We start from the raw sequence: 23871 nt of genomic DNA, 5'->3' as shown, positions 1-23871 counted from the left end.
ACGATGAAGCGGATGACCCTGGTGCTCGCATTCGCGCTGCCGGTGATGGCGCTGGCGCAGCCCATGCCGCAGCCGCCGGGCGGGCGTGACCCCGACCGCATGGCCCGGGCCGAGCAGCGGCAGCGGCTGCGGCAGGTGCTGGAGCTGGCGGACACGCTGGAGCTGGACAGCGCGCAGGCCCTGAAGATGGATGAGACGCTGCGCCGCTTCGAGGACCGCCGCCGCCCGCTGCGCGAGCAGGTGCGGGAGTCCGCGCGCATCCTCCACCAGGCGGCGCGCGGCGACAGCGCGGCGCTGGGACAGGTGGACGCGGCGGCGCAGAAGGCCTTCGACGCCCGGGCGCAGATCGCCGCGCTGGACCGGGAGCTGTACCAGGCGCTCGCCAAGGACCTGTCCCCCCAGAAGCGCGCGCGGCTGGCCATGCTCATGGCCCGCTCCGAGGGCGGGAAGGGCATGAAGCTCAAGGGGCTCAAGGAACCGCGCGGCGACTGACGGCCGCCCCTCCCGGAAGTCGGAGCCGGACGGGCGGACGGCGACGGGCCATCCCCGGGGGACGTCCCCAACGTCATGTCGCTGACCGCGTCCCGCCCGGAGGGATGCGCCCCATCCTTCTGGAGGCCGCCATGCGTCTGCTGTCCCGTGTCGTTCCCGTGCTCGTGGGCCTGGGGCTCGCGTCCTGCGCGGGCGTCGATGTCGGCACCAACTACGACCCCGCCGCCGTCCAGCGCATCAACGCATTCCGCACCTATGCGTGGCTGACGCATCCCCAGCAGACGAAGGACACGCGCATCAACAACGCCATCACCGAGTCTCAGGTGACAGGGGCGGTGGATCGCGACCTCCAGGCCCGCGGCTACCAGAAGGTGGACGCGAGCGCGAACCCGGACTTCCTCATCGGCTGGCAGGGCGCCATCGACACGCGGCTGTCCGCGGAGACGGTGGACAGCTACTGGGGCTACCCGTGGGATCCGTTCTGGGGTTCGTACTACGGGCCGTCGGAGACGTACGTGCGCCAGTACGACGTGGGCACGCTCATCCTCGACGTGGTGGACGCCAAGGAGAAGAAGCTCGTCTGGCGCGGCACGGCGCAGGCGAACCTGGGCGACAGCCCGAGCGCCCAGACCAACGGCGACCGGATTGAAAAGGGCGTGGAGAAGATGCTGGAGAACTTCCCGCCCAAGCCGGAGGAGAAGAAGTAGGCGATTCCGTCAGCGCGCGCGCCGCCATGCCCGGGCCAGCACCCAGCCGCCCAGCACGCCGCCCACGCCCAGCAGCACCATCAGCAGCGCGAGCCAGAGGAACACGCGGTCCACGAGCGGCCCCAGCCGGTCGAACGCGTGGTCCACCCAGCCGCGCGCGAGGCCATCGAGTTGCTGGAGCGTGGCCACCCGCTCGGCGTGCAGCGCGTCCACCACCGCCTGGCGCTCGCGTCCCACGTCCGCGAGCACCGCCTGCCGTTCGCCGGTGACGAACTCCTGGAGGCCCAGGCGCTCGGCGTGCACCGCGTCCAGCACCGCGCGGCGTTCGCGTTCAATGAGCGCGGGGGTGTTGGCGGCCACGGAGCCCACGCGGTCCAGCAGGTCCACCGTGCGCCCCAGCTCCGCGAGCGCGGCCTGGACGGTGGGGGCGCGCATCGCGTCGGTCGCGACCAGCTCCGCCTGCCAGCGCGCCTGCCGGGGCAGGCTGGTCGCGTAGAGGTCCACGCGCGCGGTGAGGTCGCGAGTGTCCTCGATGAGGCCGGCGGCCGTGGACCTCAAGCCTCCCCCGGTCACCTCCGTGAGCGACGCCAGCAGGGCCGTGGTGGACTCACGCGTGACCAGCGGTCCGGTCAACGGGTGCTCCGCGGCCCAGGCGTGGACCCGGTCGCGGGTCTGGGTCACGTCCTCGTGGCCGGTGACCTCGCGCCACTCGGCCGCCAGTTCGGACTCCAGCGACACCAGCGACGCATGGGCCTGCGACACCAGCTCCGGCGAGGCGCCCGTGGCGGAGCGCGGCAGGGACTCCTCCAGTTGGGCCAGCAGCGCCCACGTGTCGATGATCGCGGCCACCGGATCCGGCTTGAAGAGCGTGCTCTGCACGGCGGGCACCGCGTTGGCCTTGAACCGCAGCATGGCCGCGGCCACGGAGGGAGACCCGGAGCGCGAGGCCAGGTCGTCCGCCATGGCTTCGATCAATCCGGAGAAGCGCCGGGCCAGGTCCCTCACCCGCGTGCGCATCACCGCCACGGACAGGTCGGACCGTCCCACGCGCATGGCCAGCTCCGAGCGCTGGGGCTCCAGCGAAGCGCACCCGCCACACAGCGCCGCGAGCAGCACCGCCGTCACGACGCGCGCGGGGGAAAGAACCGGAGCCATGGGCCAGGACCCAAGCTGCGCACGCCCCACCCCACCGCCGAGCGGCCCTCCAGCGCGGAGCCACCGTCGGACGTCCAACGCCCGGCGCGGATCCACGTCACGAGGACCGGATCCGTCGCCGGGGAACGCCCGTCACTTCTCCGCGAGCGCCTTGTCGATGGCGGCCTTCAGCTCCGGGCTGTCAGGCGTCACGCTGCTGGGGAACGCGGCCTTCACCTGGCCGTCCTTGCCCACCACGTACTTGTGGAAGTTCCACTTGGGCTCGCCGTGGTCCTTGGCGAGGAACGCGTAGACGGGGGACTGGCCCTCGCCCTTCGTCTTCACCTTCTCGAACATGGGGAAGGTGACCTTGAAGCGCAGCTCGCAGAACTTCGCGATCTGCTCGGAGGTGCCCGGCTCCTGGCCGCCGAAGTCGTTGGACGGGAAGCCCAGGACGACCACGCCCTTGTCCTTGTAGCCCTGGTACAGCGCCTCCAGGCCCTTGTACTGCGGCGTGTAGCCGCACTCGGACGCGGTGTTCACGACGAGGGCGACCTTGCCCTGGAAGTCCGACAGCTTCTCGGGCTTGCCGTCGAGCCGGTTGGCGGAGAGCTGGTGGAAGGACATGGCTTTCTTCTCGGGCTTCTTGTCCTCGGCGGAGGCCGCCGTGGAGAGGGAGAGCACCGCCGCGGCGGTGCACAGCAGGAGGGTTCGCATGGCGCGCCCAGGATGCCGGATCGCGCTCACCCTTTCACCGTCCCCGTGAGGCGGCGCGTGCTCCGGGGTTCTTCAGTGGAAAAAAGAGTCTTGAGCACGCGCCCCGTGGGCGTCTTGAGCTTCGCCACCTCGCGCGGCGTGCCTTCGCCCACGATGCGGCCTCCGCCCTCGCCGCCCTCCGGCCCCAGCTCCACCACGTGGTCTCCCGCGGCGATGACCGACGGGTGGTGCTCGATGACGACCAGCGTGTCGCCCCGGTCCACCAGGCGGCCCAGGAAGGTGATCAGCTTCTCCACGTCGCCCAGGTGCAGGCCCGTGGTGGGCTCGTCCAGCACGTACAGCGTGGGCTCGTGGCGGGACGTGGCCGTCAGCTCCGCGGCCAGCTTGAGCCGTTGCGCCTCGCCGCCGGACAGCGTGTTGGAGCCCTGGCCCAGTTGCAGGTAGCCCACGCCCAGGTCCGCCAGGCACTCCAGCGGAGCGGCGACCTTGGGCAGCGAACGGAACACGTCCTTCGCCTCGTCGGCGGACAGGCGCAGCACGTCGCCCACGGTGAGCCCGTGGTAGCGCACCTCCAGCGTGGCGGCGTCGAAGCGCGCCCCGTTGCAGGCCTCGCACGGCGTGACGACGTCCGGCAGGAAGGACATCTCATGGGAGATGGCGCCCTGCCCTTCGCACACCTTGCAGCGGCCACCGGCCGCCGTGTTGAAGGAGAAGCGCGCCGGCCCGAAGCCGCGGATCTTCGCTTCCGGCGTGGCCGCGAACACGCGGCGCAGTTCGTCCCAGATGCCCAGGAACGTCGCCGGCACCGAGCGCGGCGTGCGGCCAATGGGCGACTGATCCACCGACAGCACCCGCTTGATGGACTCCGTGCCCTTGAGCGCATCGAACGCGCCGGGCTTCGACGTCACGAGCCCCAGCTTGTCGCGCAGCGCCGGGTACAGCACCTGCCGGATGAGCGTGCTCTTGCCGGAGCCCGACACGCCGGAGACGACGTTGAGCCGCCCCACCGGCAGCCGCAGGTCCACGCGCTGGAGGTTGTTCGCGCGCGCGCCCTTCAGCTCCACCCACGCCTTCGGCTCGCCCCTCCCGGAAGGAGGCCGCACCTGCGCGGCCCGGAGCGCCAGCGCGGTGGGCGAGTCCGACTCCAGCACCACGTCGGGCGTGCCCTCCGCCAGGATGTGGCCACCGCCCCGGCCGCCCGTGGGCCCCAGGTCCAGCAGGTGATCCGCGGCGCGGATGGTGTCCGAGTCATGCTCCACCACCAGCACCGTGGAGCCCGTCTCCACCAGCGCGCGCAGGTTGTCGAGCAGCCGGTGCGTGTCGCGCGGGTGCAGGCCGATGGTGGGCTCGTCCAGCACGTACATCGCGCCGGTGAGCCCCGCGCCCAGCTGCGCGGACAGCCGCAGCCGCTGCATCTCACCGCCGGACAGCGTGGCGGCGTTGCGGTCCAGGGACAGGTAGCCCAGGCCCACGCGCTCCAGGAACTCCAGGCGGCGCAGCATCTCCTGCCGCGCCGTCTCGCCCAGCAGCGCCCGGTCGCCCTTGAGCTTCCAGGTGCGCACGCGCGCGAGCGTGGACGTCACCGAGGCCTGCACCACCTCGTGGTAGCGCGCGCCCTCCAGCCGCACCGCGCGCGGCACCGGGGACAGGCGGGTGCCGCCGCAGGTGCGGCACGGGGCCGTCTCGCCCTCGGCCATCGCGGAGGCTCCGCCCTGCACGCCGGTGCCCTCGCACGACTCGCAGCGGCCCTGCTTCGTGTTGAAGGAGAACCAGCGCGGGTCCAGCTCCGGCACGGCGGTGCCGCACTTCGGGCACGTGCGCTCACTGGACAGGAGCGTCTCCGCCTTGCCCGTGCGCAGCTTCACGGCGCCCTTGCCCCAGTTGAGCGACGCCTCGAACACCTCGCGCGGCAGCTTCGCGAGCTTGCCCTCGTACATCACGAGGTCGATGTCGTGCTCCTTCGTCTTCGTCAGGCGCGGCGGGTTGTCCGTGGACGCCAGCTCCCCGTCCACGATGGCCTGCGTGATGCCCGCGCGCGCCGCCGCGGTGAAGACGTCCAGGTACGTGCCCTTGCGAGCGCGCACCGCGGGCGCCAGCACCTGCCCTTCGCCCTTCGCCGCCAGCACCTGCGCGTAGAGCGCCGCGGGCGTGGTGGCGCCAATGGGCGTGTCATCGTGCGGGCAGTGCGGCTCGCCAATCTTCGCGTACATGAGGCGCAGGTAGTGGGCCACCTCGGTGACGGTGGCCACGGTGCTGGTGGCCCCCGCGCGCGACGTGCGCTGCTCCAGCGCCACGGTGGGCGGGATGCTGCTGATGCGCTCCACGTCCGGGCGCGGCAGCGTGGGCAGGAACTGCCGGGCGTACGGCGTCAGCGTCTCCAGGAAGCGGCGCTGCCCTTCCGCGAAGACGACGTCGAACACCAGCGAGCTCTTGCCGGAGCCGCTGGGGCCCGTCACCACCGTCATCTTCCCCAGGGGGATGCGGCAGGACACGTCCTTGAGGTTGTGCTCGCGCGCGTGCTCCACCTCGATGGCGGGCGGCGCCTCCTTCCCCGGACGGCGCAGCTTCACCGCCTTCGCCAGCGGCTTGCCCTCGCCCCGGAGCGCGGCGGCGGTGGCGCTGCCCTGCACCTTCGCCACGTCCGCGGGCGTGCCCTCCGCCACCAGCCGGCCACCGTCGCGGCCGCCCTTGGGCCCCAGGTCGATGATCCAGTCCGAGCCCTTCATCACCGACACGTCGTGGTCCACCACGAGCACGCTCGCGCCCCGGTCCACCAGCGCGTGCAGCGACGCCATCACGTGGCGCACGTCCTCCGCGTGGAGGCCGGCGCTCGGCTCGTCGATGAGGAACAGCGTGCCCTTCGCGTCGCTCGCCAGCGCGCGCGCCAGCTTGAGCCGCTGCGCCTCGCCGCCGGACAGCGTGGACAGGGGCTGGCCCAGGGGCAGGTAGCCCAGGCCCAGCCGCTGCGCCGGCCCCAGCGTGCGCTTCAACGCGGAATCGTCGCCGAAGTGCTGGAGCACCTCGTCCACCGTCATCTCCAGCACCTGCGCCACGCTGAAGCCCTGGTGGCGGACGGCGAGCACCTCCTCCTTGAAGCGCCGGCCCCGGCACACCGCGCACAAGAGGGCCACGTCCGCGAGGAACTGCATCTCCACCGTCTCATAGCCTTCACCGGCGCAGGCCTCGCAGCGGCCCTTGTCCACGTTGAAGGAGAAGTGCGCGGACGTCAGGCCCCGCACCTCCGCGTCCGGCTCCGACGCGAAGCGCTCGCGCAGCCGGTCCCAAGCCTTGGTGTACGTGGCCGCGTTGCCGCGCGACGTGCGCCCCAGCGGGGACTGGTCCACGAAGGTGATGGCCTCCACCTGCGCCCCGCCCTCCACCGCCGCCACGTCGCCGGGGGCCTCCACGTCCTTCTCACCCAGGCCGCGCGCCAGGTGCCGGTACAGCACCTCGTCCATCAGCGTGCTCTTGCCGGAGCCGCTGGGGCCGGTGATGGCGCACAGCACGCCCAGCGGCACGCGCACGGACACGTCCTTGAGGTTGTGCTCGCGCGCCTCGCGGATGACGATCTCCCCCGTGCGGGTGCGTGGCGTGCGCGGCGCCTCCGAGCCGCCGGACAGCATGCGGCCCGTGGGCAGGTCCTGCCGCTTCGCCAGCGCCTCCGGGGTGCCGTCGAAGCACAGCGTGCCGCCATTGCGTCCCGCGCCCGGGCCCAGCTCCAGCACGCGGTGCGCGGAGCGGATGACCAGCGGATCATGCTCGATGACCAGCGCGATGTTGCCCCGGTCCGCCAGCTCCGCGATGGCCTCCGTCAGCGGCGGCACGTCCCCCGGGTGCAGGCCCACGGTGGGCTCGTCCAGCACGAAGAGCGCGCCCGTCAGCGACGTGCCCAGCGCCGCGGTGAGCGACACACGCTGCGCCTCGCCGCCGGACAGCGTGCGCGCGGGCCGGTCCAGCGTCAGGTATCCAAGGCCCACGCGCTGGAGGTAGCGCAGGCGCGCGGACAGCTCGCGCCGCGCCAGGTCGCCCTGCCCCGTCAGCGTCTTCAGCGCGTCCAGGCGGCCCAGCGCGTCCGTCAGCTCCAGGCCGTGCCAGCCCGGCAGATCCAGCCCGCCCACGCGCCACGCGCGGGCCTGCTCGTTGAGCCGCGCACCACCGCAGGCGTGACAGAGCGTGTACGCGCGATAGCGCGCCAGCAGCACGCGCACGTGCATCTTGTACGTGCGCCCCTCCATCCACCGGAACCACGCGCGCACGCCCGGGTAGACGCGGCCGCCGTCGTAGTCACCCTCGCCCTGGAGCACCGATTCGCGCTGAGCGGCGGTGAGCTTCTCCCACGGCTTGTCGAAGGGGATGCCCTTCTGCTTGCAGTAGCGCTGGAGCATCTCGCGCTCCCAGCTGGTGGACTGGCCGGACCAGGGGCGGATGGCCCCCTGCGCCAGGCTCAGCGTCGGGTTGGGGATCACCTTCCCCCAGTCGATGCCGATGGTGCGCCCGAAGCCCCGGCACGGCGCGCACGCGCCCACCGGGCTCTGGTAGCTGAAGAGGCCAGGCCTCGCGAGCTCGAACTCCCGCGCGCACTTCGGACACACGAGGCCCCGGCGCAGCCGCTTCGGCGCGGCCTCCGGCAGGAAGAGCAGCGCCTCGCCGTCCGCGCGCGCCCACGCATCCTCCAGCGCCTGGGTGACGCGGGACAGGTTCGCGTCCGTCAGCTTCACCCGGTCCACCACCACCTGCGCCACGCCCGCGGGGTCGGTGGCCTCGCCCGGCTTGAGCGTCTCCAGCTCCTTCACCTCGCCCTGCACCATCAGCCGGTGGTAGCCGTCCTTCAGCAGCCGGGCCCTCGCGTCGAGGAACGCGGCCGTGTCCGGGATGCGCACGGGGTACGTGAAGACGCCCGTCGCGTCCGGGTGCTCGCGCAGCGCGGCCCGAGCGGCCACGCGCGCGTCGGTGCGTACCGCCTCCAGGCCACAGTCCGGACACACCGGCATGGCCTCACGGGTGAAGAGCGCGGACAGGTACGGCTCCACGTCCGCCAGCGTCGCCACCGTGGAGCGCGAGCTCTTCACCGGCGCGCGCCGGTCCACCGCGACGCCCGCGGCCACCGGCTCCAGCGCGTCCATGGGCGGCCGCTCCAGCCGCTCGAGGAACTGCCGGGCGTACGGGCTGAAGCTCTCCACGAAGCGCCGCTGGCCCTCCGCGTAGAGCGTGTCCAGCGCGAGGCTCGATTTTCCGCCTCCGGACACGCCGGTGACGCAGACGAACTCTCCTTCGGAGAGGTCGACGGACAAATCCTTGAGGTTGTGGGTGCGGGCGCCGACGAGGTGGGTCTTGTGCATGCCGGCCGGAGGTTTAACGACCGGACACTCGCGCGCCAATCACAACATGACGGCCAACATCGCCCCGCCCGGGTGGGTTGGGTGCAGAGCGGGCGGGCTGATACAAAGCGGTGCGGCCATTCCCCTCGAAAGTATCTCGATGGGAATTCCGGCCGGGATGTCACAAACGGGGGTGGCCATGTCCGACGACGACGGGGCACGCCGTGCGCGGGCCGAAGAGGCCTTGCGGCGCACGAGTGCCTCCCTGGTGTTGCTGGACCTGGGCGGCCACACCGCCACGGGCTTCGTGGTCTCCACCGAGGGCCACGTCGTCACCAGCCTCCACGCGGTGGCCAGCGCGCGCGCCATCACCGCCGTGCTCCCGGACGGCCTGCGCTCCCCGGTGGTGCAGGTGTCCGCCGTGGACGAGCGGCGCGACCTGGCCGTCCTGTGCCTGTCCGTCCCGGACCTGCTGCCCGCCCTCCCGCTGGGCCCGGCCACGCTGCCCCGGGAGGGAGAAGCGGTGCAGGTGCTCCAGGCCCATGCGGACCGCCCCCCGGAGTCCCGCGCCCTGGAGGTCCGCGCGGTGCAGGTGCTGGGGGAATGGCTCACCCTCCTGGAGCTGTCCCGCACGCTGCCCGAGGACGCCTCCGGCTCGCCGGTGCTGGACGCGAAGGGGCAGGTGGTGGGGCTGGCCACCGCGGCGCTCGCCAACGGCCGCGCGCTGGGGCTGGTCATCCCGGTGCGCTACATCACGCCGCTCCTCAAGACGTCCGGCCCGCTCCGCCCGCTGTCCGCCCTGGACGCGCCCCGGCAGCGCGCCACCCGCGTGCGCCAGGTGCCCCAGCACCCCGTGGGCCTCCTGGAGGGCTGCGCGACGCCCGCCGTGGAGTCCGTGGCCGCGCTGCTGGGCCAGGCCATCAACGTGGGCGCGCCCGCCTACAACCGGGGCGACGTGGAGGGCTGCTACCGGCTCTACGCGCACACCGCCGAACAGCTCATCGACGAGCGCGACGACTGCCCCGGCGTCCAGCGCGCGCTGCGCGACGGCCTGCTGCGCTGCGAGGGCCTGAAGGACGTGGAGGACCGCGCCTGGGCCCTGCGCGACACGTTCGACGGGCTGATGGACGTCATCGGCCGGTGGCGCCAGTCGCGTCCGGCGCCCCTCGCCACCCCCACGAAGCGCCCCCCGCCGAAGACGTACCTCAACTAGCGGCGGAGGGACGCGCCGGCCTTCAGGCCTCGTCCCAGCGGATCCGCAGCGAATAGACGTGCTCGGCGCGCTCCAGCACGTCCACGCGCGGCAGCACCCGCGTGCGGCGCAGCACCTGCTCCACCACGCCCGCCACGAAGTCCGGCAGCGGATCCGCGTCCACCACGCGCGCCCGCCACTCGCGCGTGCGCACCGGCTCCAGCAGCAGCTTCATGTCGTCACGGCCCGCGCGCAGGTACGTGGGCAGCCGCGCCAGGCACCGCTCCGCGCCCAACAGCGGCGCCGCCGCCGCGAAGATGCGCCCCACCAGCGTCTGCGCGAAGCCGTCCACGTAGTGCGTGCCCAGCACGCGGTTGGCGTCCTCGCTCGTCAGGCCCGGGCACGCATGCCGCCGCGCCACCGCCAGCGACGCGCGCCACACCTCCAGCGGGAGCACTTCCTCCACCGCGTCCGGGTCGTAGCCCACGTCCCGCAGCGCCTGCGCGAACAGGCCGGCCGGCCTCAGGGCGTGTTGAAACAAACCTTCGAAGTTCCGGCGCGGCACGCGCACCGCCAGCGGCGGAAGGCCAGGCGCCTCCCGCGTCTCCGGATGAATCCACGGCTCCATGTCTCAACCCCCCCAGGGTCCAGCCCCCGCACCAACCCGGCCGGGAAACCGTGGCGGAGTGTATCAGCCCCCACGCGAACGGCCTGCCCGCCTGGTTGCCACTCCGATGTAATTTTTTTGATTATTTCCCCCGCATTTCCGCATCCCGCCGACGCTGATCCATGACGGCTCATGTCAGGGATTTCAGGAATTCGGGTCAGGACGGACCCCTGCTGCAAGCAAATTTTGGGTGTCAACCGTGGAATTCACAGGAAGTCCGCCAGCGCAATCCAGTGAGTTCTGGGATGCCGCGTTAACTTCTTCGTCCCATCGGAAACTCTCGGAGTCCATCATGAGAGAATTGTTCATCCCCCTTGCAGCGTGAGTGTTCAATGACCATTCGCCGCACCGAAGGTTCGACGCCCGTTTCCCTCCGTCCCACCACCGAAACCTCCGCGCCGGCGAAGGCCAAGAACGTCCTTCGCGTGAAGGACGGCTTCGAGTCCGTTTCCCGCACGGGCGCCGCCGCTGGCGCGCAGCCCACGGCCGCCGCTTCCGCGACGGCGCAGTCCTCCTCCACGGGTGCCACGGCCTCCCAGCCCGGCCGCCTCCCCCTGGACAGCAAGGAGGCGCAGCAGGCCATCCAGACGTCCCTGAAGGCCCTCACCCCGCCGCTGACCGCGTCCAACCTGCTGGCCGCGAACAAGGCCGGCCCGACGCTGGCGCCCCGGAGCGTGGAGCGCGACGAGCTGGGCATGACGCACGTGCGTCTGGACCGCATGCACGAGGGCGTGAAGGTCTTCGGCGAGCAGGTCATCAGCCACCTGGGCGCGGACGGCAAGGTGTCCAGCGTCACCGGTGAGCAGAACCCCATCCCCGCGGGCCTGGGCAACCAGAAGGTGAAGCTGGCGCCGCAGCAGGCCATCGACATCGCGAAGAAGGAGCTGGGCGGCAAGGCCGACAAGCAGCCCTCTTCCGAGCGCGTCGTCTACCAGGACGCGGACGGCAAGTACCGCGCCGCCTACCAGGTGGAAGTGACGCAGATCGCCGGCCAGGAGAAGCCGAAGAAGCAGAACTTCATCATCGACGCGAACACCGGCGCGGTGCTGGAGAACTACAACAAGATTGGCGGCTGGTCGAAGAAGGCCGCCGCGGCGATGCAGGTCAACGGCACGGCCAGCCCCAACGCGGCCATCCCGGACAAGGGCCAGGTCGAGTCGAAGATCTCCATCCCGGACAACGTGACGGTCGACAAGCTGTCGCTCGACCTGAACGTCAAGCACACCTTCAGCGGCGACCTGAAGGTCACGCTGACCAGCCCCTCCGGCAAGTCCGTGGTGGTGCAGGACCGCAAGGGCGGCTCCAAGGACGACATCGCGGGCTCCTTCGACCTGTCCACCGCGTTCGCGGGCGAGAACACGAAGGGCGAGTGGACGCTCAAGGTCGAGGACAAGGCCGCGCGTGACGTGGGCACCCTCAACAACTGGAGCCTGAACATCCAGGCGAAGGAGACCACGCCGCCGCCGACGGATCCGCAGAACCCGCCCACGGGCACCGCGGACGACGTGTCCATGTACAGCGGCCACGTGGACCTGAAGACCACGAAGAACGCGGACGGCACGTACTCGCTGGAGGACTCGACGCGCGGCAAGGGCGTGGTGACCTACGACGCGAACAACAAGACGACCGCGTCCGGCCAGACGAAGATCACCGACAACAACGACAAGTGGGGCGAGGCCACCGACCCGGCGCGCGCCAAGGCCGCCGTGGACGCGCACTACGGCGCGGCGACGACCTACGATTTCTACAAGGACATCCTCGGCCGCGACTCCATCGACGGCGCGGGTGAGAAGCTCACCAGCTACGTGCACGTGCGCAACAACTACGTGAACGCGTTCTGGGACGGCGAGAAGATGAGCTACGGCGACGGCGACGGGAAGCAGTCCGGCCCGCTCACCACGCTGGACATCGCGGGCCACGAAATCACCCACGGCCTCACCGAGCGCACCGCGGGCCTCATCTACAGCGGCGAGTCCGGCGGCCTGAACGAGGCCTTCTCCGACATCATGGGCACGGGCGTGGAGTGGTTCGCCGCGCAGAAGAACCCCGAGGCCAAGTGGAACTGGACCGTGGGCGAGGCCGCCTGGACGCCGAACAACGGCTCCAACGAGGACGGCCTGCGCTACATGAACGACCCGACCAAGGACGGCTACTCGGTCGACAACTACAAGAACTACCCGAAGCAGACGGAGGTGCACGGCTCCAGCGGCATCGCCAACAACGCCTTCTACCTGCTGGTGGAGGGTGGCAAGAACCGCACCTCCGGCCTGGAAGTGAAGGGCGGCATCGGCATGGAGGACGGCCTGAAGATCTTCGGCCGCGCCCTCACCACGTACATGACGCCGAAGACGACGTTCGCCCAGGCGCGTGAGGCCACCATCAAGGCCGCCACGGATCTGCACGGCGCGGACTCCGTCCAGGTGCAGAAGGTGAAGGACGCCTGGACCGCGGTGGGCGTGAACTAGTCCCCCGCTTCAAGGCTTCCTGAAACATCCGAGGCGGGTCCGGGGGTGACACCGGGCCCGCCTCTTCCTTTTCGCCTTACGCGAAGAAGCGCGTCAGCACCGCCACCATCTTCGCCACGTCGGACGCGGCGGCCAGCTCACGGATGGAGTGCATGGACAGCATGGGGTTGCCCACGTCCACCGTGCGGATGCCCAGCTGGCCCGCGGTGATGGGGCCAATGGTGCTGCCGCAGCCCAGGTCCGTGCGGGTGACGAAGTGCTGCGGCGTCACGCCCGCCTCCTTGCACAGCGCCGCGAAGTGCGCCCACGACTCGCCGTCCGTCGCGTAGGACTGGTTGACGTTGGTCTTGATGACGGGGCCTGCGCCCAGCTGCGGCTGGTGCTTGGGCTCGTGCATGGACGAGTAGTTGGGGTGCACCGCGTGCGCCATGTCCGCGCTCACCAGGAACGAGCGGCGGATGGCGCGGTGGAACGCGTCCGCGCGCCCGTCCGAGTGCGCCTGGACGATGCGCTCCAGCAGGTCCTTGAGGAACGGCGACGCGGCGCCCTGCGCGCTGCGGCTGCCGCACTCCTCGTGGTCGTAGAGCACCACGCCCACCGTGGCCTCGCGCTTGTCGGTGCCGGACAGGAGCGCCGTGAGCCCCGTGTGGCAGCTGGCCAGGTTGTCCAGGCGGGGCGCGTGCAGGAACTCCCCGTGCAGACCGGAGCGCGTGGACGGCTGCAGGTCATAGAGGCACAGGTCGTAGCCCAGCAGGTCGTCCGCCGCGGCCTTCACGCCAGAGCGGCCCAGCTCCTCCACCAGCAGCGCGCGCAGCTCCGCGGGGCCCGCGCTCTCCAGGCCCAGCACCGGCACCATGTGCTCCTGGGGGTTGAGCTTGAGACCGTCGGTGTTGACGCCGCGGTTCAGGTGGATGGCCAGGTTGGGCACGCGCAAGAGCGGCCGGCGGAAGTCCACCAGGTGGTGCTGGGGACGGCCGTTGTGCAGCGCCACCACGCGGCCCGCGAGCGACAGGTCGCGGTCCGTCCACGTGTGCAGGAGCACCCCGCCATAGATTTCGACGCCGAGCTGCTGGTAGCCGTGGCGGTTGACGGGCGCGTTGGGCTTGAGGCGCAGGTTGGGCGAGTCCGTGTGCGAGCCCACCAGCCGGAAGCCGGTGGTGTCCACGGGCTTCGTGCCCAGTTGGAAGGCGGCGATGCTCGTGTCGCCGCGGATGACGAAGACCTTGTCGCCGGGCTTCAGCGACCAGGACTCGCGCTCGTCCAGCTCGCGGAAGCCCGCGGCGGTGAGGCGGCGCGCCGTCTCCCGCACGGCGTGGTACGGCGTGGGCGACGCGTCGATGTACTGGAGGAGGTCGTTGGCCTGGGTGTCGATGTCGGTCGGGCTCATGGGCCCGGCACGCTAACGCCGTCCGGCCCCGGTGCCACGTCCGACTGTCACCGCCCGGACAGGCGGCGGGGCGCCCGCCGGCAGGACGGTGGAGGAGGGGCGCGTCCCCGGGGGCGCGTCCAGGAAGGTGCCCAGCAGCACCCAGCGGCGCGCGGCGTCCTCCTTGGACGGCTTCGCGGCCAAAGGCGTCGTGTAGTGCCAGAAGGGCAGCCGGTACACGGTGACGCCGCCCACGGTGCTGACCTTCGTCAGCTCGGAGAAGTGCCCGTCCTTCGCGTACACGAGGTACTGGTGGTCCACGGCCGGCATGGTAAGGCTCACGTGCATGTCCACGTAGCCGTCGCGCGCGTCCGCCTCCTCCGGGTGGTGGTCGTTGTGCGGGCCCGTGTAGTCACCCGGGCCGTAGCAGAGGACCTGGATGCCCCAGCCCCGCTTGAGCGGCCGGCCGCTCACCGCCGCCGCGAAGGCCGCGAACGTGTCCGAGCGCAGCAGCGCCACCAGCCCCACCCCTTCCGCCGCGCGCCATGAGCGCGAGCGCCGGCTTTCCAGGAGCGCCGTGCGCACGCGCACCGTCTTGGGCAGCGCCTCCGTGTAGTTCTCCACCATGCCGGAGATGGAGTCCTCCGGGATGGGGTCCTCCATGGTGACGAGCGTGTCACGCAGCGCCGCGTCGAGCAGGTCGCGGGCCTCGGCCGCCTTCTTCACGTCGATGACGCCCTGCAGCGCGATGAAGGGCCGCGTGGGGTCCAGCAGCGCGCCGCACGTCTCGGCGTCTCGGCCTTCGAGAATGCGGCGGCCCTTCGGGGTGAGCAGGTCGGCGAACTGGGTGGGCAGGCGCGGGGACATGGCGCGCACCATACCGGTCCGCCGGAGGAACGCACGCGCCGGGTAGGACGCGCGAGGCAACTCCCCTGCCCTCCCGGCGATAATCCGGTACTCCGAAATTCCAGGGTAGAAGGTGCCTCCATGACGCAGCCCATCCGCAACCGTCCCACCGCTCCCTCCGTCGCCCCGGCCCGCACGCAGGCGCCGGCCTCGCAGCCCGCCCGGGCCAACCAGGTCACGGAGGCGTCGCGCGCGGACGTGCTCAACCGCGCGGAGCTGGCGCGGGCCCGCGCGACGACGGCGCCGGTGCAGGCGACGCCGGGCTCGTGGCGCGGGGGCGCGAACACGGAGGTGGGGCGCGCCATCCAGACCATGCGTCAGCGCCTGTCCGACGTGAACATCACCATCAAGGGTGACACGCCGCAGAGCCTGTTCGACCGGGCCATCCTGGACAACAAGCACGTCACCAACGAGCAGATCCTGGCGATGTCCCGGGTGACGCTGCCCCAGCTGGCCACCGACCCCGCGACGCGCGCGAAGGTGCTGGAGCGCGTGCCCAACGCGCGCGAGCTGCCGGTGCACCACTTCACCGTGGCGATGCTGTCCGCGGTGACGGGCATCGACCGCGCGGCGCTGTCGGAGGCCTGTCCGGACCTGGGCCTCACGGGCGCGCCGAACACGCCGCTGCTCTACGCGGCCAAGACGGAGCGCATGCAGCGCTCCACCGCCCTGCACGACTTCACGGACTACATGCGCGGCGCGGGCGTGAAGGGCATGAACAAGGCCGTCTGGGGCGTGGAGAACCGCATCCTGTCCGCCGCCGTCTCCGCGCTGGGCGGCGGCCGGTACTGAAAGCAGGCTTCCGTGGTACCCGGGCCCGCGCGGTGGAGGAGGCCTCACGCACCTCCCGCGCGGGCTTCGCTTTGGGGCTGACGGGACCGCCGCGGCAGGGGGCGCGTACCCCCGCCCCTCGCGGGCTTCGCGTCAGGCTTGAGAGAGCCGCCCTTCGGCACACGCGGGAGGGGCACTCAGCTCCCGCCCCTCGCGGGTTCTGCCTGGGGCTGTCAGTCGTCGCCCGCGCCGCCGGCCAGCCGCTGACGAGCGACCTCCAGCCGCTTCGCGCGCACCTTGGAGGCCAGGTCGAGCAGGCGCCGGTCGCGCTGCCACCGCTCGCGCATCTCCACGTCCACGCCCTCCCAGGCCACCTCGCAGCGCTCCACCGCACGCTGCACCTGCGCGAGCGCGCCGCCCAGCGCCACGTGCACGGCCGCGTCGCTGGGGTCCTCCAGCGCCAGCGCGTGGATCATCACCGCGAGGGAGATCAGCTCCTCGCGCAGCGCCACCGGCCAGCCGCACCGGCGGGCCACCTTCACCAGCCAGCCCAGCACCGCCAGGTTGACGTGGCAGTCCTCCACCGTGCGGAACGGCTTGAGGTAGCGGGTGTAGCCATCCCCGGGCAGCACGTCCTCCGCCGCCACCTCCACGCCGTCCAGCCGCAGCGCCGCGTGCGGCACCTCCGGCACGAAGCCCAGGGGCGGCAGCGGCTCCACCGTCACGCCGGACGTCGCCGCGTCCAGCCGCACCATGCGCAGCCGGTTGCGCTCCTGGGCGTCGCGGCCCTCGGAGGCGATGACGAGCAGCACCTCCGCGTGCGTGCCCAGCGTGACGTAGGTCTTCACGCCATCGAGCTTCCAGCCGGAGCCGTGCGGCGTGAGCTTCGTCTCGATGGCGCTCGGGTGTCCGCCGCCCAGCTCCGTGGCGCAGAGCGCGGCGCGCCGGTTCGCCGGGAGCTGGGGGAAGAGGCAGCGCAGCGCGGCCTGGTAGCCGGAGGCGAACGCGAACCCCACCCGGTCCATCCGGAAGCCGCTGGCGAGCGCCAGGTCCGCGGGCACCGGGAAGCGCGGCAGCACCGCGAGGTGCCGTCGCCACCAGGCCTCCACGGAGTCGAGCGCGGGAAAGTCAGGGGCCTCGGTGAGCAGGAAGCGCAGGACGTCTTTCACGCCTCCAGTCTAATGCCCGCCCCCGGCGCGTGCGCGCTTGCTGTTGGGCGCTTCAGCCGGCGGCGCGGCGGCCGCGGCCCGGCGACTTCGCGCGCTGGGTGCCCCGCTTCTTCTTCGCGGCCGGCGGCGCGGCCTTCTGCTTCGAGCCGGACTTCGCCTTGGAGGCCGACTTGGACTTCGACGCGGCCTTGCCCTTGGAGGGCGCCTTGGCCTTGCGGGTCGCCTTCTTGCGGCGCGCGGGGGCCTTCTTCTCCGGGGCCAGGATGGTGCCCCGGCAGGAGGGCGTGCCGCAGCGGCAGACGTAGAGGGCCTCCGCGTCGGCGTCCATCTCCGGGGTGCGCTCGTACGCGTAGTCGTACGTCAGCTCCTCCCCCGGTTCGATGGCACGCAGCGCGTAGATGTGGATGTGGCCCTTGTCGATGAGCGACTGGCAGTTGGGCTCGCACGAGTGGTTGATGTAGCGCGACTCGTTGTGGAGCGTGCCCGCGTCCAGCACGGTGTCGTCGTCCAGGTTGAAGAGGAACGTGTGGTGGCGCTCCATCGACTCGTCGTCGTAGCGCACGTCCGCCTCGGCCTGGGTGATGCGCTCACCGATGTACTCGATGATGCGCGCGCCCTTGCGGATGCGGCGGGTGGCGAACGCGCCCATGCCCTGGATGGGGGACTGGCGCAGCTCGAAGGGGATCGACGGGGTCGGCTGGAAGGAAGGGGAAGTCGTCATCGGAAGTGGCGCGGCTGGGGCGGGTGCGTGTTCAACCAGGACGCTGCCTTCAGGCGCGGTGTAGCGTGCCGCAGTCAAGCGCGCGAAGAAAGGCACTCGATGATGCGGTGGTGGATCGTGGTCGGCGCGGTGAACGCTTTCCTGGCCGTGGCGGCGGGGGCCTTCGGAGCCCATGCGCTGAAGGCCCGGCTTCCCCAGGACCTGCAGGTCATCTTCGAAACCGGGGCGCGCTACCACATGTACCACGCGCTCGCGCTGGTGGCGGTGGGCCTCCTGGGCACGGTGCGCCCCTCGGCGCTCCTGGAGTCCTCGGGCTGGGCGATGCTCGTGGGCATCGTCCTGTTCTCCGGCAGCCTGTACGCGCTGGCCCTGTCCGGCGTGCGCGTGCTGGGCGCCATCACGCCGCTGGGCGGCCTGGGCTTCCTCGCCGGTTGGGCGCTGCTCGCCGTGGCCGCGTGGCGCGCCACACCGTGAGGCGGTGAACAGCCGGTCCTACTCCTTGAGCAGGGGCGGCAGCGGGTAGATGACGTCCAGGTCGCGGTGGTTGCGCAGCCCGCAGGCCTCGCGCTGCACGGTGAGGTTCCAGCGCAGCCGCTCCGCTTCCTTCCAGGCCGCGCGGTACGCCGGATAGCGCGCCACGCGAGCGTGGCCGCTCAGGGCGCGCAGCTCCTTCTCTGACTGCGCCAGCAGCGCGAGGGCGTCTTCCAGCTTGTCGCCAGAGCGGCGCAGCCCGGAGGCGCGCTCGCGCTGGAAGTCCACCTCGATGGGCAACAGGGCGTTGACGTTCACCGGTCGAGCCATGGCTTCCCATTAACCACGAGCCCCCGGCTTCGCATCGCGCCGGGGGGCCTCGCCGGGCAGGCGGCCGGGCTTCAGGCCTGCGGGGTCGGAGCGGGTGCGTCCTTCGCTTCCAAGCGCTCCGCGACGCCTGGATTTCCCCACCGCCACGTCTCGCGGGCCCAGGCGAGGCCCGCGCCCAGCACCATCGCGTTTCGCACCAGGAGCAGCAGCGTGTACGGCGGCTGGAAGCCCTTGCTGTAGGTGCTGCCCGCGAAGAGGCCGCGCGTGATCGCCGCGGCCACCAGCAGCACGACGGACGGCCCCACCCTGCCGGAGAGCAGCGCGAGCGCCGCGGCCCCGGTGAGCCAGATGAGGTACTGCGGGCTCAACACCGGGTTGAGGATGACGAAGGCCGTGAGCGGCACCAGCGCCAGCCGGGACAGGTCCTCCATGGTCACCGGAGGCCTGCGCCACGCGGCGCGCACGGACACCGCCGCGGCCAGCAGCGAGCCCGCGACCCAGAGCTGCCGGGTGACGGCGCGCACCCCTTCCGCGGCCGCGCCGTGCAGTTCGTAGGAGGCGGGGGCGTGGACCCACCGGACGTCGGCGAAGCCCAACTGGTGCGCGGCCCAGAGCAGGCCCGCGGTGAAGGCCTCCACCTGGAGCCCGCGCTCGACGTGGAAGGACGCGAACTGCCACCACGGCCACACGAGGCTCAGCGGCACCAGCGGCAGCACGCCGGCGACCAGGCCCAGGAGCAGGGCCCGCGTCGGCTTCGCGCCCCGGCGCCAGCACACCGCCAGGGCCAGCGGCACGAGGACCGCCGGGTAGAGCTTGGTGACGGTGCCCACCGCCAGCGCCACGCCGGCCCAGCCCTCGCGGCGGCGCATCAGGGCCACCAGCGCGGCCAGCGCGAACGCGGCGGGGATGACGTCGTAGCGCTTGAGGTAGTGCACGCTCTGGACCCAGCTGACGACGAAGTACGCCGCGAGCGGCGCCCATGCGCGCCAGGACGTGCCCCAGCGGCGCACGCCCTCGGACAGCAGCAGCCACTTGATGAACGCGTCGAAGAGCGTGAGCTGGAGGCCGAACGCGAGGATGAACCCGCGCAGGTCGCCGCCCGCCCACGTCGCGGGCACGAACCACAGCAGCGCGTAGGGCGGGTACTCGAAGCGGAAGTCGCGGTTGGGCGTCGCGCCGTCCAGGAACGCGCGGGCCGTCCGGAAGTACAGCGGCAGGTCGCCCTCGCGGATGGAGAACGACGCGTAGAGCAGCAGCGGCAACACGCTCACGGCGAGCGCGAGCCAGTGCCTGGGCGCGAGCCGGAAGGACGCGGACGGATTCGAATCGGACACGGGGCGGCACTCTGCCCGTGCGGACCGGGTGCTGTCGCCGGGGAAAGGCATCCGCCCCCTCCCCTGTCCGGGCGGCATCCAGGCGCATCCCCATGCGAGCCGGCACCCGACCCGCTAGGTTCCGGGCCAGGTCTCCCACTCCATGAAGCTCCACCGCCCCACGAAGGACGAGCTGTTCGCCGCCACCGGCCGCACCATGAAGGACCTGCTGGCCCCGGGCCTGCGGGTGCTCTTCTGCGGCATCAACCCCAGCCTCTACTCCGCGGTGGTGGGGGTGCACTTCGCGCGGCCGGGCAACCGCTTCTGGCCCTCGCTGCACGCGTCCGGCTTCACGCCGCGCCGGCTGCAACCCTCCGAGCAGGAGGAGCTGCTGGGCCTGGGCCTGGGCATCACCAACGTGGTGGACCGGGCCACGGCGAGCGCGGACATGCTGGACGCGCAGGAGTACGCCGAAGGGGCGAAGTCGCTCCTGCGCAAGGTGAAGCGCTACCGCCCGAGGTACCTGGCGGTGCTGGGGCTGGGCGCGTACCGCACCGCCTTCGCGCGGCCGAAGGCGAGGTTCGGCATCCAGGAGGAGACGCTGGGGGACACGCGGCTGTGGGTGCTGCCCAATCCCAGCGGACTCAACGCCAGCTACCAGCTCCCGGACCTCGCGCGGCTGTACGGCGAGCTGCGCCGCGCGGCCGGGACGCGCTGACTACTTCAGCAGGCCGGACTCGCGCGCCACCTGCGAGGCGACGGGCAGCACCTTGTCGAAGGCGGCGGCGTTGCACGCGAGCAGGCCCCGGCGGTTCTGGAGCTCCGAGCCGTCGTACAGGTACGCGTTGCCCGCGAGGTCCGTGAGCACGCCGCCCGCGGAGCGGATGACGGCCTCCGGCGCGCAGTTGTCCCAGCGGTAGCTCTTGTCGCTCACGTGCACGTAGAGGTCGCAGCGGGCCTCCGCCAGCAGGCCGCACTTGAGCCCCACCGAACCGGACTCCGTCTCCTTCGTGATGCCCAGCCCCCGCACCACCGCGTCCGTCGTCTTGGAGCGGTGCGAGCGCGACACCACCAGCCGCAGCTGCGCGGGGTCCGCCACGTCCGACACGCGCAGCGCGCGGCGGCCCTGGGGGTCCTCCACGTAGCCCTGCTCGCCCACGATGCCGGAGTACAGGACGTCGCCCACGGCGCGGTACACGACGCCCAGCGCCGCCCGGCCCTCCACCGCGAGGCCGATGTGGATGGCGAACTCGCCGTTGCGGTTGACGAACTCCTGCGTGCCGTCGAGCGGATCCACGAACCAGCAGCGGCTGAAGCGCTTCGCGTCGGAGACGTCCTCCTTCTCCTCCGCCACCACGCCGTCGGCCGGGAAGGCCTTGCGCAGCTCGCCCACGATGAAGGCGTTGGCGCGCTCGTCCGCCAGCGTGACGGGCCCGGCGCCGCCCGCCTTGTCCGTGACGGAGAAGTCCGTGGCGTAGACCTGCAGGAGGATGTCACCAGCCTGGCGCGCGATGCGCCGGGCCACTTCGAGCTCTTGGGCGAGTGCGGGCATGGAGACCGCGAGTCTACTGGGGCGAATTGCCCCTCGTGGGGAAATCTGCCCCGCCCCGGACACCCCACCTGTCGGGGCGGAAGCCCTGGCCCGGTGGCTGCAATCCCGGGGGACACGACCTCCTCCCCCACGGCAGCGCGGCGGGGTGCAAGCAAGGACTCGAACGATGATGAAGTGGCTGATGGGACTGGCCCTGCTGGGCATCGGCGTGGCGCTGGCGTTCGCGGGCGGGCGGATGGTGTACCGCTCCAAGGCGAGCAAGGACTGGCCCACCGCGCAGGGCACCGTGGTGAGCTCCCGCGTGGAGACGCTGCGCAGCAAGCGCGCGGTGAGCTTCCGCCCGGAGGTGAGCTACCGCTACGAGGTGAACGGCGTCCCGTACACCTCCGACACGGTGGCCTTCGATGGCCACGGCTCCGGCGGGCTCGCGGACGCGCAGGCGGTGTCGCACCACTACGCGGCGGGCGCCCCGGTGACGCTGCACTACGAGCCGGAGGACCCCTCCGTGGCGTGCCTCCAGTGCGGCGACACGGGCTTCGTGAACTACCTGGTGACGGCGGGCGGCGCGGTGTTCGCCCTGGTGGCCGGCTGGGGCCTCCTGGAGATGGCCCGCGCCACCCTGCGCGAGGGCAAGCGCACCGCCCCGCAGATGCGCGCGAAGGCCCGCTAGGCGACGGCGGGCCGCGCTTTCGCGTGGCCGGCTGAGCACTTCCTTCGGGAAGGCTTCGACAGGCGCGGCCGGGGATGCCCATCCTGGGGTGGACACCCGCTTCCTGGAGAACGCATGCCCGTCACCATCCGCCCCGCGAAGGACTCGGACGCGCCCGCGCTGGGCCGCATGGGCGCGGCGCTCGCGCGTCAGCACCACGGCTTCGATGCCCAACGCTTCATGGTCCCGGACGACGTGGAGTCCGGCTACCGCTGGTGGCTGGGCAAGGAGGCGCGCCGTCCGCAGGAGGCCGTGGTGCTGGTGGCCGAATTGGACGGCGAGGTCGTGGGCTACTGCTACGGCCGGCTGGAGGGCGTGGACTGGAACATGCTCCTCGACAAGCACGGCGCCCTGCACGACATCTGGGTGGAGGCGGCGGCGCGCGGCACCGGCACCGGCCGGCTGCTCGCGGAGGCCATGGTGCAGAGGCTCACGGAGCTGGGCGCGCCGCGCGTGGTGCTCAGCACCGCCGCGAAGAATGAAGCCGCGCGGCGCCTCTTCGAGCGGCTGGGCTGGCGTCCCACCATGGTGGAGATGACCCGCGAGACGCCGCCCCGCTCATAGCCCTGGCGTCAGAGCCTGCCCGTCGGCATCCGGCCCTGCTGGAAGGCCTCCACCTGCGCCTGCGTGAAGGGCGGCTGGTAGAGGCTCCGGTCCTGCTGCCGCGAACGGAACAGGTCCACGATGAGGTTCATCCGGTCCTTCACCGAGCCCCAGTCCCGCGCGGCGCTGCCCGCCGTGTCGTCCGGCGTGCGGTCCAGCTGCTTCATCAGCGCGCACAGCTCCGGGTGCTCCAGCTTCAGCAGGTCCGGCGGGAAGTCCGCCGCGGCGGTCAGCGCCGGGACGTCCTCGCCCAGCCGCAGCGTCCGGTCCGGCAGCTCCATGGTCATGAGCTCGCGCGTCATCAGCTCGCGCCAGCAGCGCTCCAGCCGGTCCGCCAGCGGCGTGAAGATGGCGAGCAGCCACGTCTCCGGCATCCCGGCCCCGCGCGCACGCAGCAGCTCCCGCAGCTGGTCCAGGAACAGCTCCTTCAGCGGCGCCTCGAGCGCCCCCATGATGGGGGCCTGCAGCCGCACCTGTTCGTGGTAGCCCACCAGCGCGTTGGCCAGGAACACGCGCTCCGCGCGGTCCTTGGCGCGCGTGAGCCTCAGGGCCTCGTGGTACGCGCGCACCGCGCGGATGAGCAGGTCCTGGCCCCCGGACTCCAGCGGCCCCGGCTTGAGCAGGGCCAGCACGCGCTCCAGTGCTGCGGGGCTCGTCGCCTGGGGGCCGGTGAAGTGCTCCAGCATCGCCGCGTAGAGCGGCCCCAGCTCCTGGAACACCAGCAGGTTGCCGTGCGCGATGTGCCTCGCCACCGCGCTCATCACCGGGTCCAAGGCGCGCTTCAGCACCGTGGCCACGCCCGTCGGCAGACCCCACGAGCCCAAAAGCCGCGCCTGCGTCACGCCGAAGCCGCGCATCACCGATTCCGCGCGGGACAGCATGTCGCGCTCCAGCGCGGTCACCATCTCCTTGCGGATGAAGGTCCCGGCCGTCTTCGACGCCCAGGTGGAGAAGCCGCACCACGACTGGTCCGCCTCCCCCAGCACGCCGGCGAAGGCCACCTTCAGCACGTGGTACGTCTGGGTGATGTGGAGGTTGCGCAGGGCCGCGTCCTCCATGCGGCCAATGGCCTCCACCTCGGCGTACGTCGGCGGCGGCCAGGAGCGCGGCAGCGGGTGGGGCGCCATGTCGGAACGGGCTCCGGGAGGAAGGGGCGGCAGTGCCCTCTCCAGCATGGAGCACGAGCCCCATGGCCCGCCATCCCCCAGCAGGAAGGGGGCGAAACGACGAAGCCCCGGGTGCTTCCACCCGGGGCTCCCTGAAGCTTC

21 protein-coding genes are annotated in these 23871 nt (G+C 71.9%); 9 read left to right on the top strand and 12 right to left on the bottom strand.

All coding sequences use genetic code 11. The annotated features are described in order from the left end of the window. Positions 1 to 3 precede the first annotated feature (3 nt). Together JYK02_RS04625 and JYK02_RS04620 are read left to right on the top strand one after the other, a co-directional pair. Positions 4 to 492 carry a hypothetical protein gene (locus tag JYK02_RS04625; protein WP_207048690.1) on the top strand — a complete coding sequence of 163 codons (489 nt, stop codon included), beginning with the start codon at positions 4 to 6 and terminating at the stop codon, positions 490 to 492. Between the two features lie 131 nt (positions 493 to 623). After that, positions 624 to 1199: a DUF4136 domain-containing protein gene (locus tag JYK02_RS04620; RefSeq protein WP_207048617.1), complete on the top strand. Its 576-nt coding sequence runs from the start codon at positions 624 to 626 to the stop codon at positions 1197 to 1199. Positions 1200 to 1208: 9 nt separating this feature from the next. Here JYK02_RS04620 and JYK02_RS04615 read toward each other — a convergent pair whose 3' ends face one another. The 3 genes from JYK02_RS04615 to uvrA all read right to left on the bottom strand — a co-directional run bounded on the left by JYK02_RS04615 (position 1209) and on the right by uvrA (position 8389). Continuing rightward, complete coding sequence (locus JYK02_RS04615; protein ID WP_207048616.1) at positions 1209 to 2354, bottom strand: chemotaxis protein; 1146 nt, start codon at positions 2352 to 2354, stop codon at positions 1209 to 1211. Between the two features lie 132 nt (positions 2355 to 2486). Then, a complete protein-coding gene (locus tag JYK02_RS04610; RefSeq protein WP_207048615.1) occupies positions 2487 to 3050 on the bottom strand; it encodes a glutathione peroxidase in 564 nt (187 codons plus the stop codon). A 26-nt stretch (positions 3051 to 3076) separates the two neighbouring features. Continuing rightward, positions 3077 to 8389, bottom strand: coding sequence for an excinuclease ABC subunit UvrA (gene uvrA / locus JYK02_RS04605; RefSeq protein WP_207048614.1), 5313 nt, complete (start codon positions 8387 to 8389; stop codon positions 3077 to 3079). A gap of 178 nt (positions 8390 to 8567) precedes the next feature. Between uvrA and JYK02_RS04600 the strand changes: the two genes are divergently transcribed. Further along, positions 8568 to 9581 carry a S1 family peptidase gene (locus tag JYK02_RS04600; protein WP_207048613.1) on the top strand — a complete coding sequence of 338 codons (1014 nt, stop codon included), beginning with the start codon at positions 8568 to 8570 and terminating at the stop codon, positions 9579 to 9581. A 22-nt stretch (positions 9582 to 9603) separates the two neighbouring features. On the opposite strand, the gene JYK02_RS04595 is transcribed toward JYK02_RS04600, so the two are convergent. Further along, the gene (locus JYK02_RS04595) at positions 9604 to 10188 is read right to left on the bottom strand and encodes a DUF2378 family protein (protein WP_207048612.1); all 585 of its coding nucleotides are present in this window, start codon (positions 10186 to 10188) and stop codon (positions 9604 to 9606) included. Positions 10189 to 10559: 371 nt separating this feature from the next. Between JYK02_RS04595 and JYK02_RS04590 the strand changes: the two genes are divergently transcribed. Then, positions 10560 to 12692, top strand: coding sequence for a M4 family metallopeptidase (locus JYK02_RS04590; RefSeq protein WP_207048611.1), 2133 nt, complete (start codon positions 10560 to 10562; stop codon positions 12690 to 12692). A 76-nt stretch (positions 12693 to 12768) separates the two neighbouring features. Here JYK02_RS04590 and JYK02_RS04585 read toward each other — a convergent pair whose 3' ends face one another. Together JYK02_RS04585 and JYK02_RS04580 are read right to left on the bottom strand one after the other, a co-directional pair. Continuing rightward, complete coding sequence (locus JYK02_RS04585; RefSeq protein WP_207048610.1) at positions 12769 to 14079, bottom strand: M18 family aminopeptidase; 1311 nt, start codon at positions 14077 to 14079, stop codon at positions 12769 to 12771. 12 nt (positions 14080 to 14091) lie between these two features. Continuing rightward, positions 14092 to 14925 carry a hypothetical protein gene (locus JYK02_RS04580; protein ID WP_242588320.1) on the bottom strand — a complete coding sequence of 278 codons (834 nt, stop codon included), beginning with the start codon at positions 14923 to 14925 and terminating at the stop codon, positions 14092 to 14094. A 120-nt stretch (positions 14926 to 15045) separates the two neighbouring features. On the opposite strand from JYK02_RS04580, the gene JYK02_RS04575 reads away from it, so the two are divergent. Then, positions 15046 to 15756: a hypothetical protein gene (locus JYK02_RS04575; RefSeq protein ID WP_207048608.1), complete on the top strand. Its 711-nt coding sequence runs from the start codon at positions 15046 to 15048 to the stop codon at positions 15754 to 15756. Between the two features lie 212 nt (positions 15757 to 15968). Here the strand turns inward: JYK02_RS04575 and JYK02_RS04570 are convergent, their stop codons facing one another. Both JYK02_RS04570 and JYK02_RS04565 read right to left on the bottom strand, forming a co-directional pair. Beyond that, complete coding sequence (locus JYK02_RS04570) at positions 15969 to 16904, bottom strand: acyl-CoA dehydrogenase family protein (protein WP_207048607.1); 936 nt, start codon at positions 16902 to 16904, stop codon at positions 15969 to 15971. A gap of 52 nt (positions 16905 to 16956) precedes the next feature. Further along, positions 16957 to 17625, bottom strand: a complete 669-nt coding sequence (locus tag JYK02_RS04565) for an SET domain-containing protein (protein WP_207048606.1) — start codon at positions 17623 to 17625, stop codon at positions 16957 to 16959. Between the two features lie 99 nt (positions 17626 to 17724). Between JYK02_RS04565 and JYK02_RS04560 the strand changes: the two genes are divergently transcribed. Next, positions 17725 to 18099, top strand: coding sequence for a DUF423 domain-containing protein (locus JYK02_RS04560; protein ID WP_207048605.1), 375 nt, complete (start codon positions 17725 to 17727; stop codon positions 18097 to 18099). An 18-nt stretch (positions 18100 to 18117) separates the two neighbouring features. On the opposite strand, the gene JYK02_RS04555 is transcribed toward JYK02_RS04560, so the two are convergent. Beyond that, complete coding sequence (locus tag JYK02_RS04555) at positions 18118 to 18426, bottom strand: hypothetical protein (protein ID WP_207048604.1); 309 nt, start codon at positions 18424 to 18426, stop codon at positions 18118 to 18120. A gap of 71 nt (positions 18427 to 18497) precedes the next feature. Beyond that, positions 18498 to 19760, bottom strand: coding sequence for a glycosyltransferase 87 family protein (locus JYK02_RS04550; RefSeq protein WP_347402427.1), 1263 nt, complete (start codon positions 19758 to 19760; stop codon positions 18498 to 18500). A gap of 196 nt (positions 19761 to 19956) precedes the next feature. On the opposite strand from JYK02_RS04550, the gene mug reads away from it, so the two are divergent. Beyond that, a complete protein-coding gene (gene mug / locus JYK02_RS04545; protein ID WP_207048689.1) occupies positions 19957 to 20457 on the top strand; it encodes a G/U mismatch-specific DNA glycosylase in 501 nt (166 codons plus the stop codon). On the opposite strand, the gene JYK02_RS04540 is transcribed toward mug, so the two are convergent. After that, positions 20458 to 21291 carry a 3'(2'),5'-bisphosphate nucleotidase CysQ family protein gene (locus JYK02_RS04540; RefSeq protein ID WP_207048602.1) on the bottom strand — a complete coding sequence of 278 codons (834 nt, stop codon included), beginning with the start codon at positions 21289 to 21291 and terminating at the stop codon, positions 20458 to 20460. It abuts the gene before it with no gap. A gap of 166 nt (positions 21292 to 21457) precedes the next feature. On the opposite strand from JYK02_RS04540, the gene JYK02_RS04535 reads away from it, so the two are divergent. Beyond that, complete coding sequence (locus tag JYK02_RS04535) at positions 21458 to 21961, top strand: DUF3592 domain-containing protein (protein WP_207048601.1); 504 nt, start codon at positions 21458 to 21460, stop codon at positions 21959 to 21961. Between the two features lie 114 nt (positions 21962 to 22075). Continuing rightward, complete coding sequence (locus tag JYK02_RS04530; RefSeq protein WP_207048600.1) at positions 22076 to 22564, top strand: GNAT family N-acetyltransferase; 489 nt, start codon at positions 22076 to 22078, stop codon at positions 22562 to 22564. A gap of 8 nt (positions 22565 to 22572) precedes the next feature. On the opposite strand, the gene JYK02_RS04525 is transcribed toward JYK02_RS04530, so the two are convergent. Beyond that, positions 22573 to 23730 (bottom strand): hypothetical protein, encoded by a 1158-nt coding sequence (locus JYK02_RS04525; RefSeq protein WP_207048599.1) that lies wholly within the window; start codon positions 23728 to 23730, stop codon positions 22573 to 22575. Positions 23731 to 23871 lie beyond the last annotated feature (141 nt).

The organism is Corallococcus macrosporus, assembly GCF_017302985.1.
In the GTDB taxonomy this organism is placed as follows: Bacteria; Myxococcota; Myxococcia; order Myxococcales; family Myxococcaceae; genus Corallococcus; species Corallococcus macrosporus_A.
The sequence above is the reverse complement of the archived record's forward strand: the minus strand, read 5'-3'. Positions and strand labels throughout refer to the sequence as shown.

Excerpts from the sequence above, each read along its gene's own strand:
- JYK02_RS04625 (WP_207048690.1), top strand. The coding sequence starts at position 4 with ATGAAGCGGATGACCCTGGTGCTCGCATTCGCGCTGCCGGTGATGGCG.
- JYK02_RS04620 (WP_207048617.1), top strand. The coding sequence starts at position 624 with ATGCGTCTGCTGTCCCGTGTCGTTCCCGTGCTCGTGGGCCTGGGGCTC.
- JYK02_RS04615 (WP_207048616.1), bottom strand. The coding sequence starts at position 2,354 with ATGGCTCCGGTTCTTTCCCCCGCGCGCGTCGTGACGGCGGTGCTGCTC.
- JYK02_RS04610 (WP_207048615.1), bottom strand. The coding sequence starts at position 3,050 with ATGCGAACCCTCCTGCTGTGCACCGCCGCGGCGGTGCTCTCCCTCTCC.
- uvrA (WP_207048614.1), bottom strand. The coding sequence starts at position 8,389 with ATGCACAAGACCCACCTCGTCGGCGCCCGCACCCACAACCTCAAGGAT.
- JYK02_RS04600 (WP_207048613.1), top strand. The coding sequence starts at position 8,568 with ATGTCCGACGACGACGGGGCACGCCGTGCGCGGGCCGAAGAGGCCTTG.
- JYK02_RS04595 (WP_207048612.1), bottom strand. The coding sequence starts at position 10,188 with ATGGAGCCGTGGATTCATCCGGAGACGCGGGAGGCGCCTGGCCTTCCG.
- JYK02_RS04590 (WP_207048611.1), top strand. The coding sequence starts at position 10,560 with ATGACCATTCGCCGCACCGAAGGTTCGACGCCCGTTTCCCTCCGTCCC.
- JYK02_RS04585 (WP_207048610.1), bottom strand. The coding sequence starts at position 14,079 with ATGAGCCCGACCGACATCGACACCCAGGCCAACGACCTCCTCCAGTAC.
- JYK02_RS04580 (WP_242588320.1), bottom strand. The coding sequence starts at position 14,925 with ATGTCCCCGCGCCTGCCCACCCAGTTCGCCGACCTGCTCACCCCGAAG.
- JYK02_RS04575 (WP_207048608.1), top strand. The coding sequence starts at position 15,046 with ATGACGCAGCCCATCCGCAACCGTCCCACCGCTCCCTCCGTCGCCCCG.
- JYK02_RS04565 (WP_207048606.1), bottom strand. The coding sequence starts at position 17,625 with ATGACGACTTCCCCTTCCTTCCAGCCGACCCCGTCGATCCCCTTCGAG.
- JYK02_RS04560 (WP_207048605.1), top strand. The coding sequence starts at position 17,725 with ATGATGCGGTGGTGGATCGTGGTCGGCGCGGTGAACGCTTTCCTGGCC.
- JYK02_RS04555 (WP_207048604.1), bottom strand. The coding sequence starts at position 18,426 with ATGGCTCGACCGGTGAACGTCAACGCCCTGTTGCCCATCGAGGTGGAC.
- mug (WP_207048689.1), top strand. The coding sequence starts at position 19,957 with ATGAAGGACCTGCTGGCCCCGGGCCTGCGGGTGCTCTTCTGCGGCATC.
- JYK02_RS04540 (WP_207048602.1), bottom strand. The coding sequence starts at position 21,291 with ATGCCCGCACTCGCCCAAGAGCTCGAAGTGGCCCGGCGCATCGCGCGC.
- JYK02_RS04535 (WP_207048601.1), top strand. The coding sequence starts at position 21,458 with ATGATGAAGTGGCTGATGGGACTGGCCCTGCTGGGCATCGGCGTGGCG.
- JYK02_RS04530 (WP_207048600.1), top strand. The coding sequence starts at position 22,076 with ATGCCCGTCACCATCCGCCCCGCGAAGGACTCGGACGCGCCCGCGCTG.
- JYK02_RS04525 (WP_207048599.1), bottom strand. The coding sequence starts at position 23,730 with ATGGCGCCCCACCCGCTGCCGCGCTCCTGGCCGCCGCCGACGTACGCC.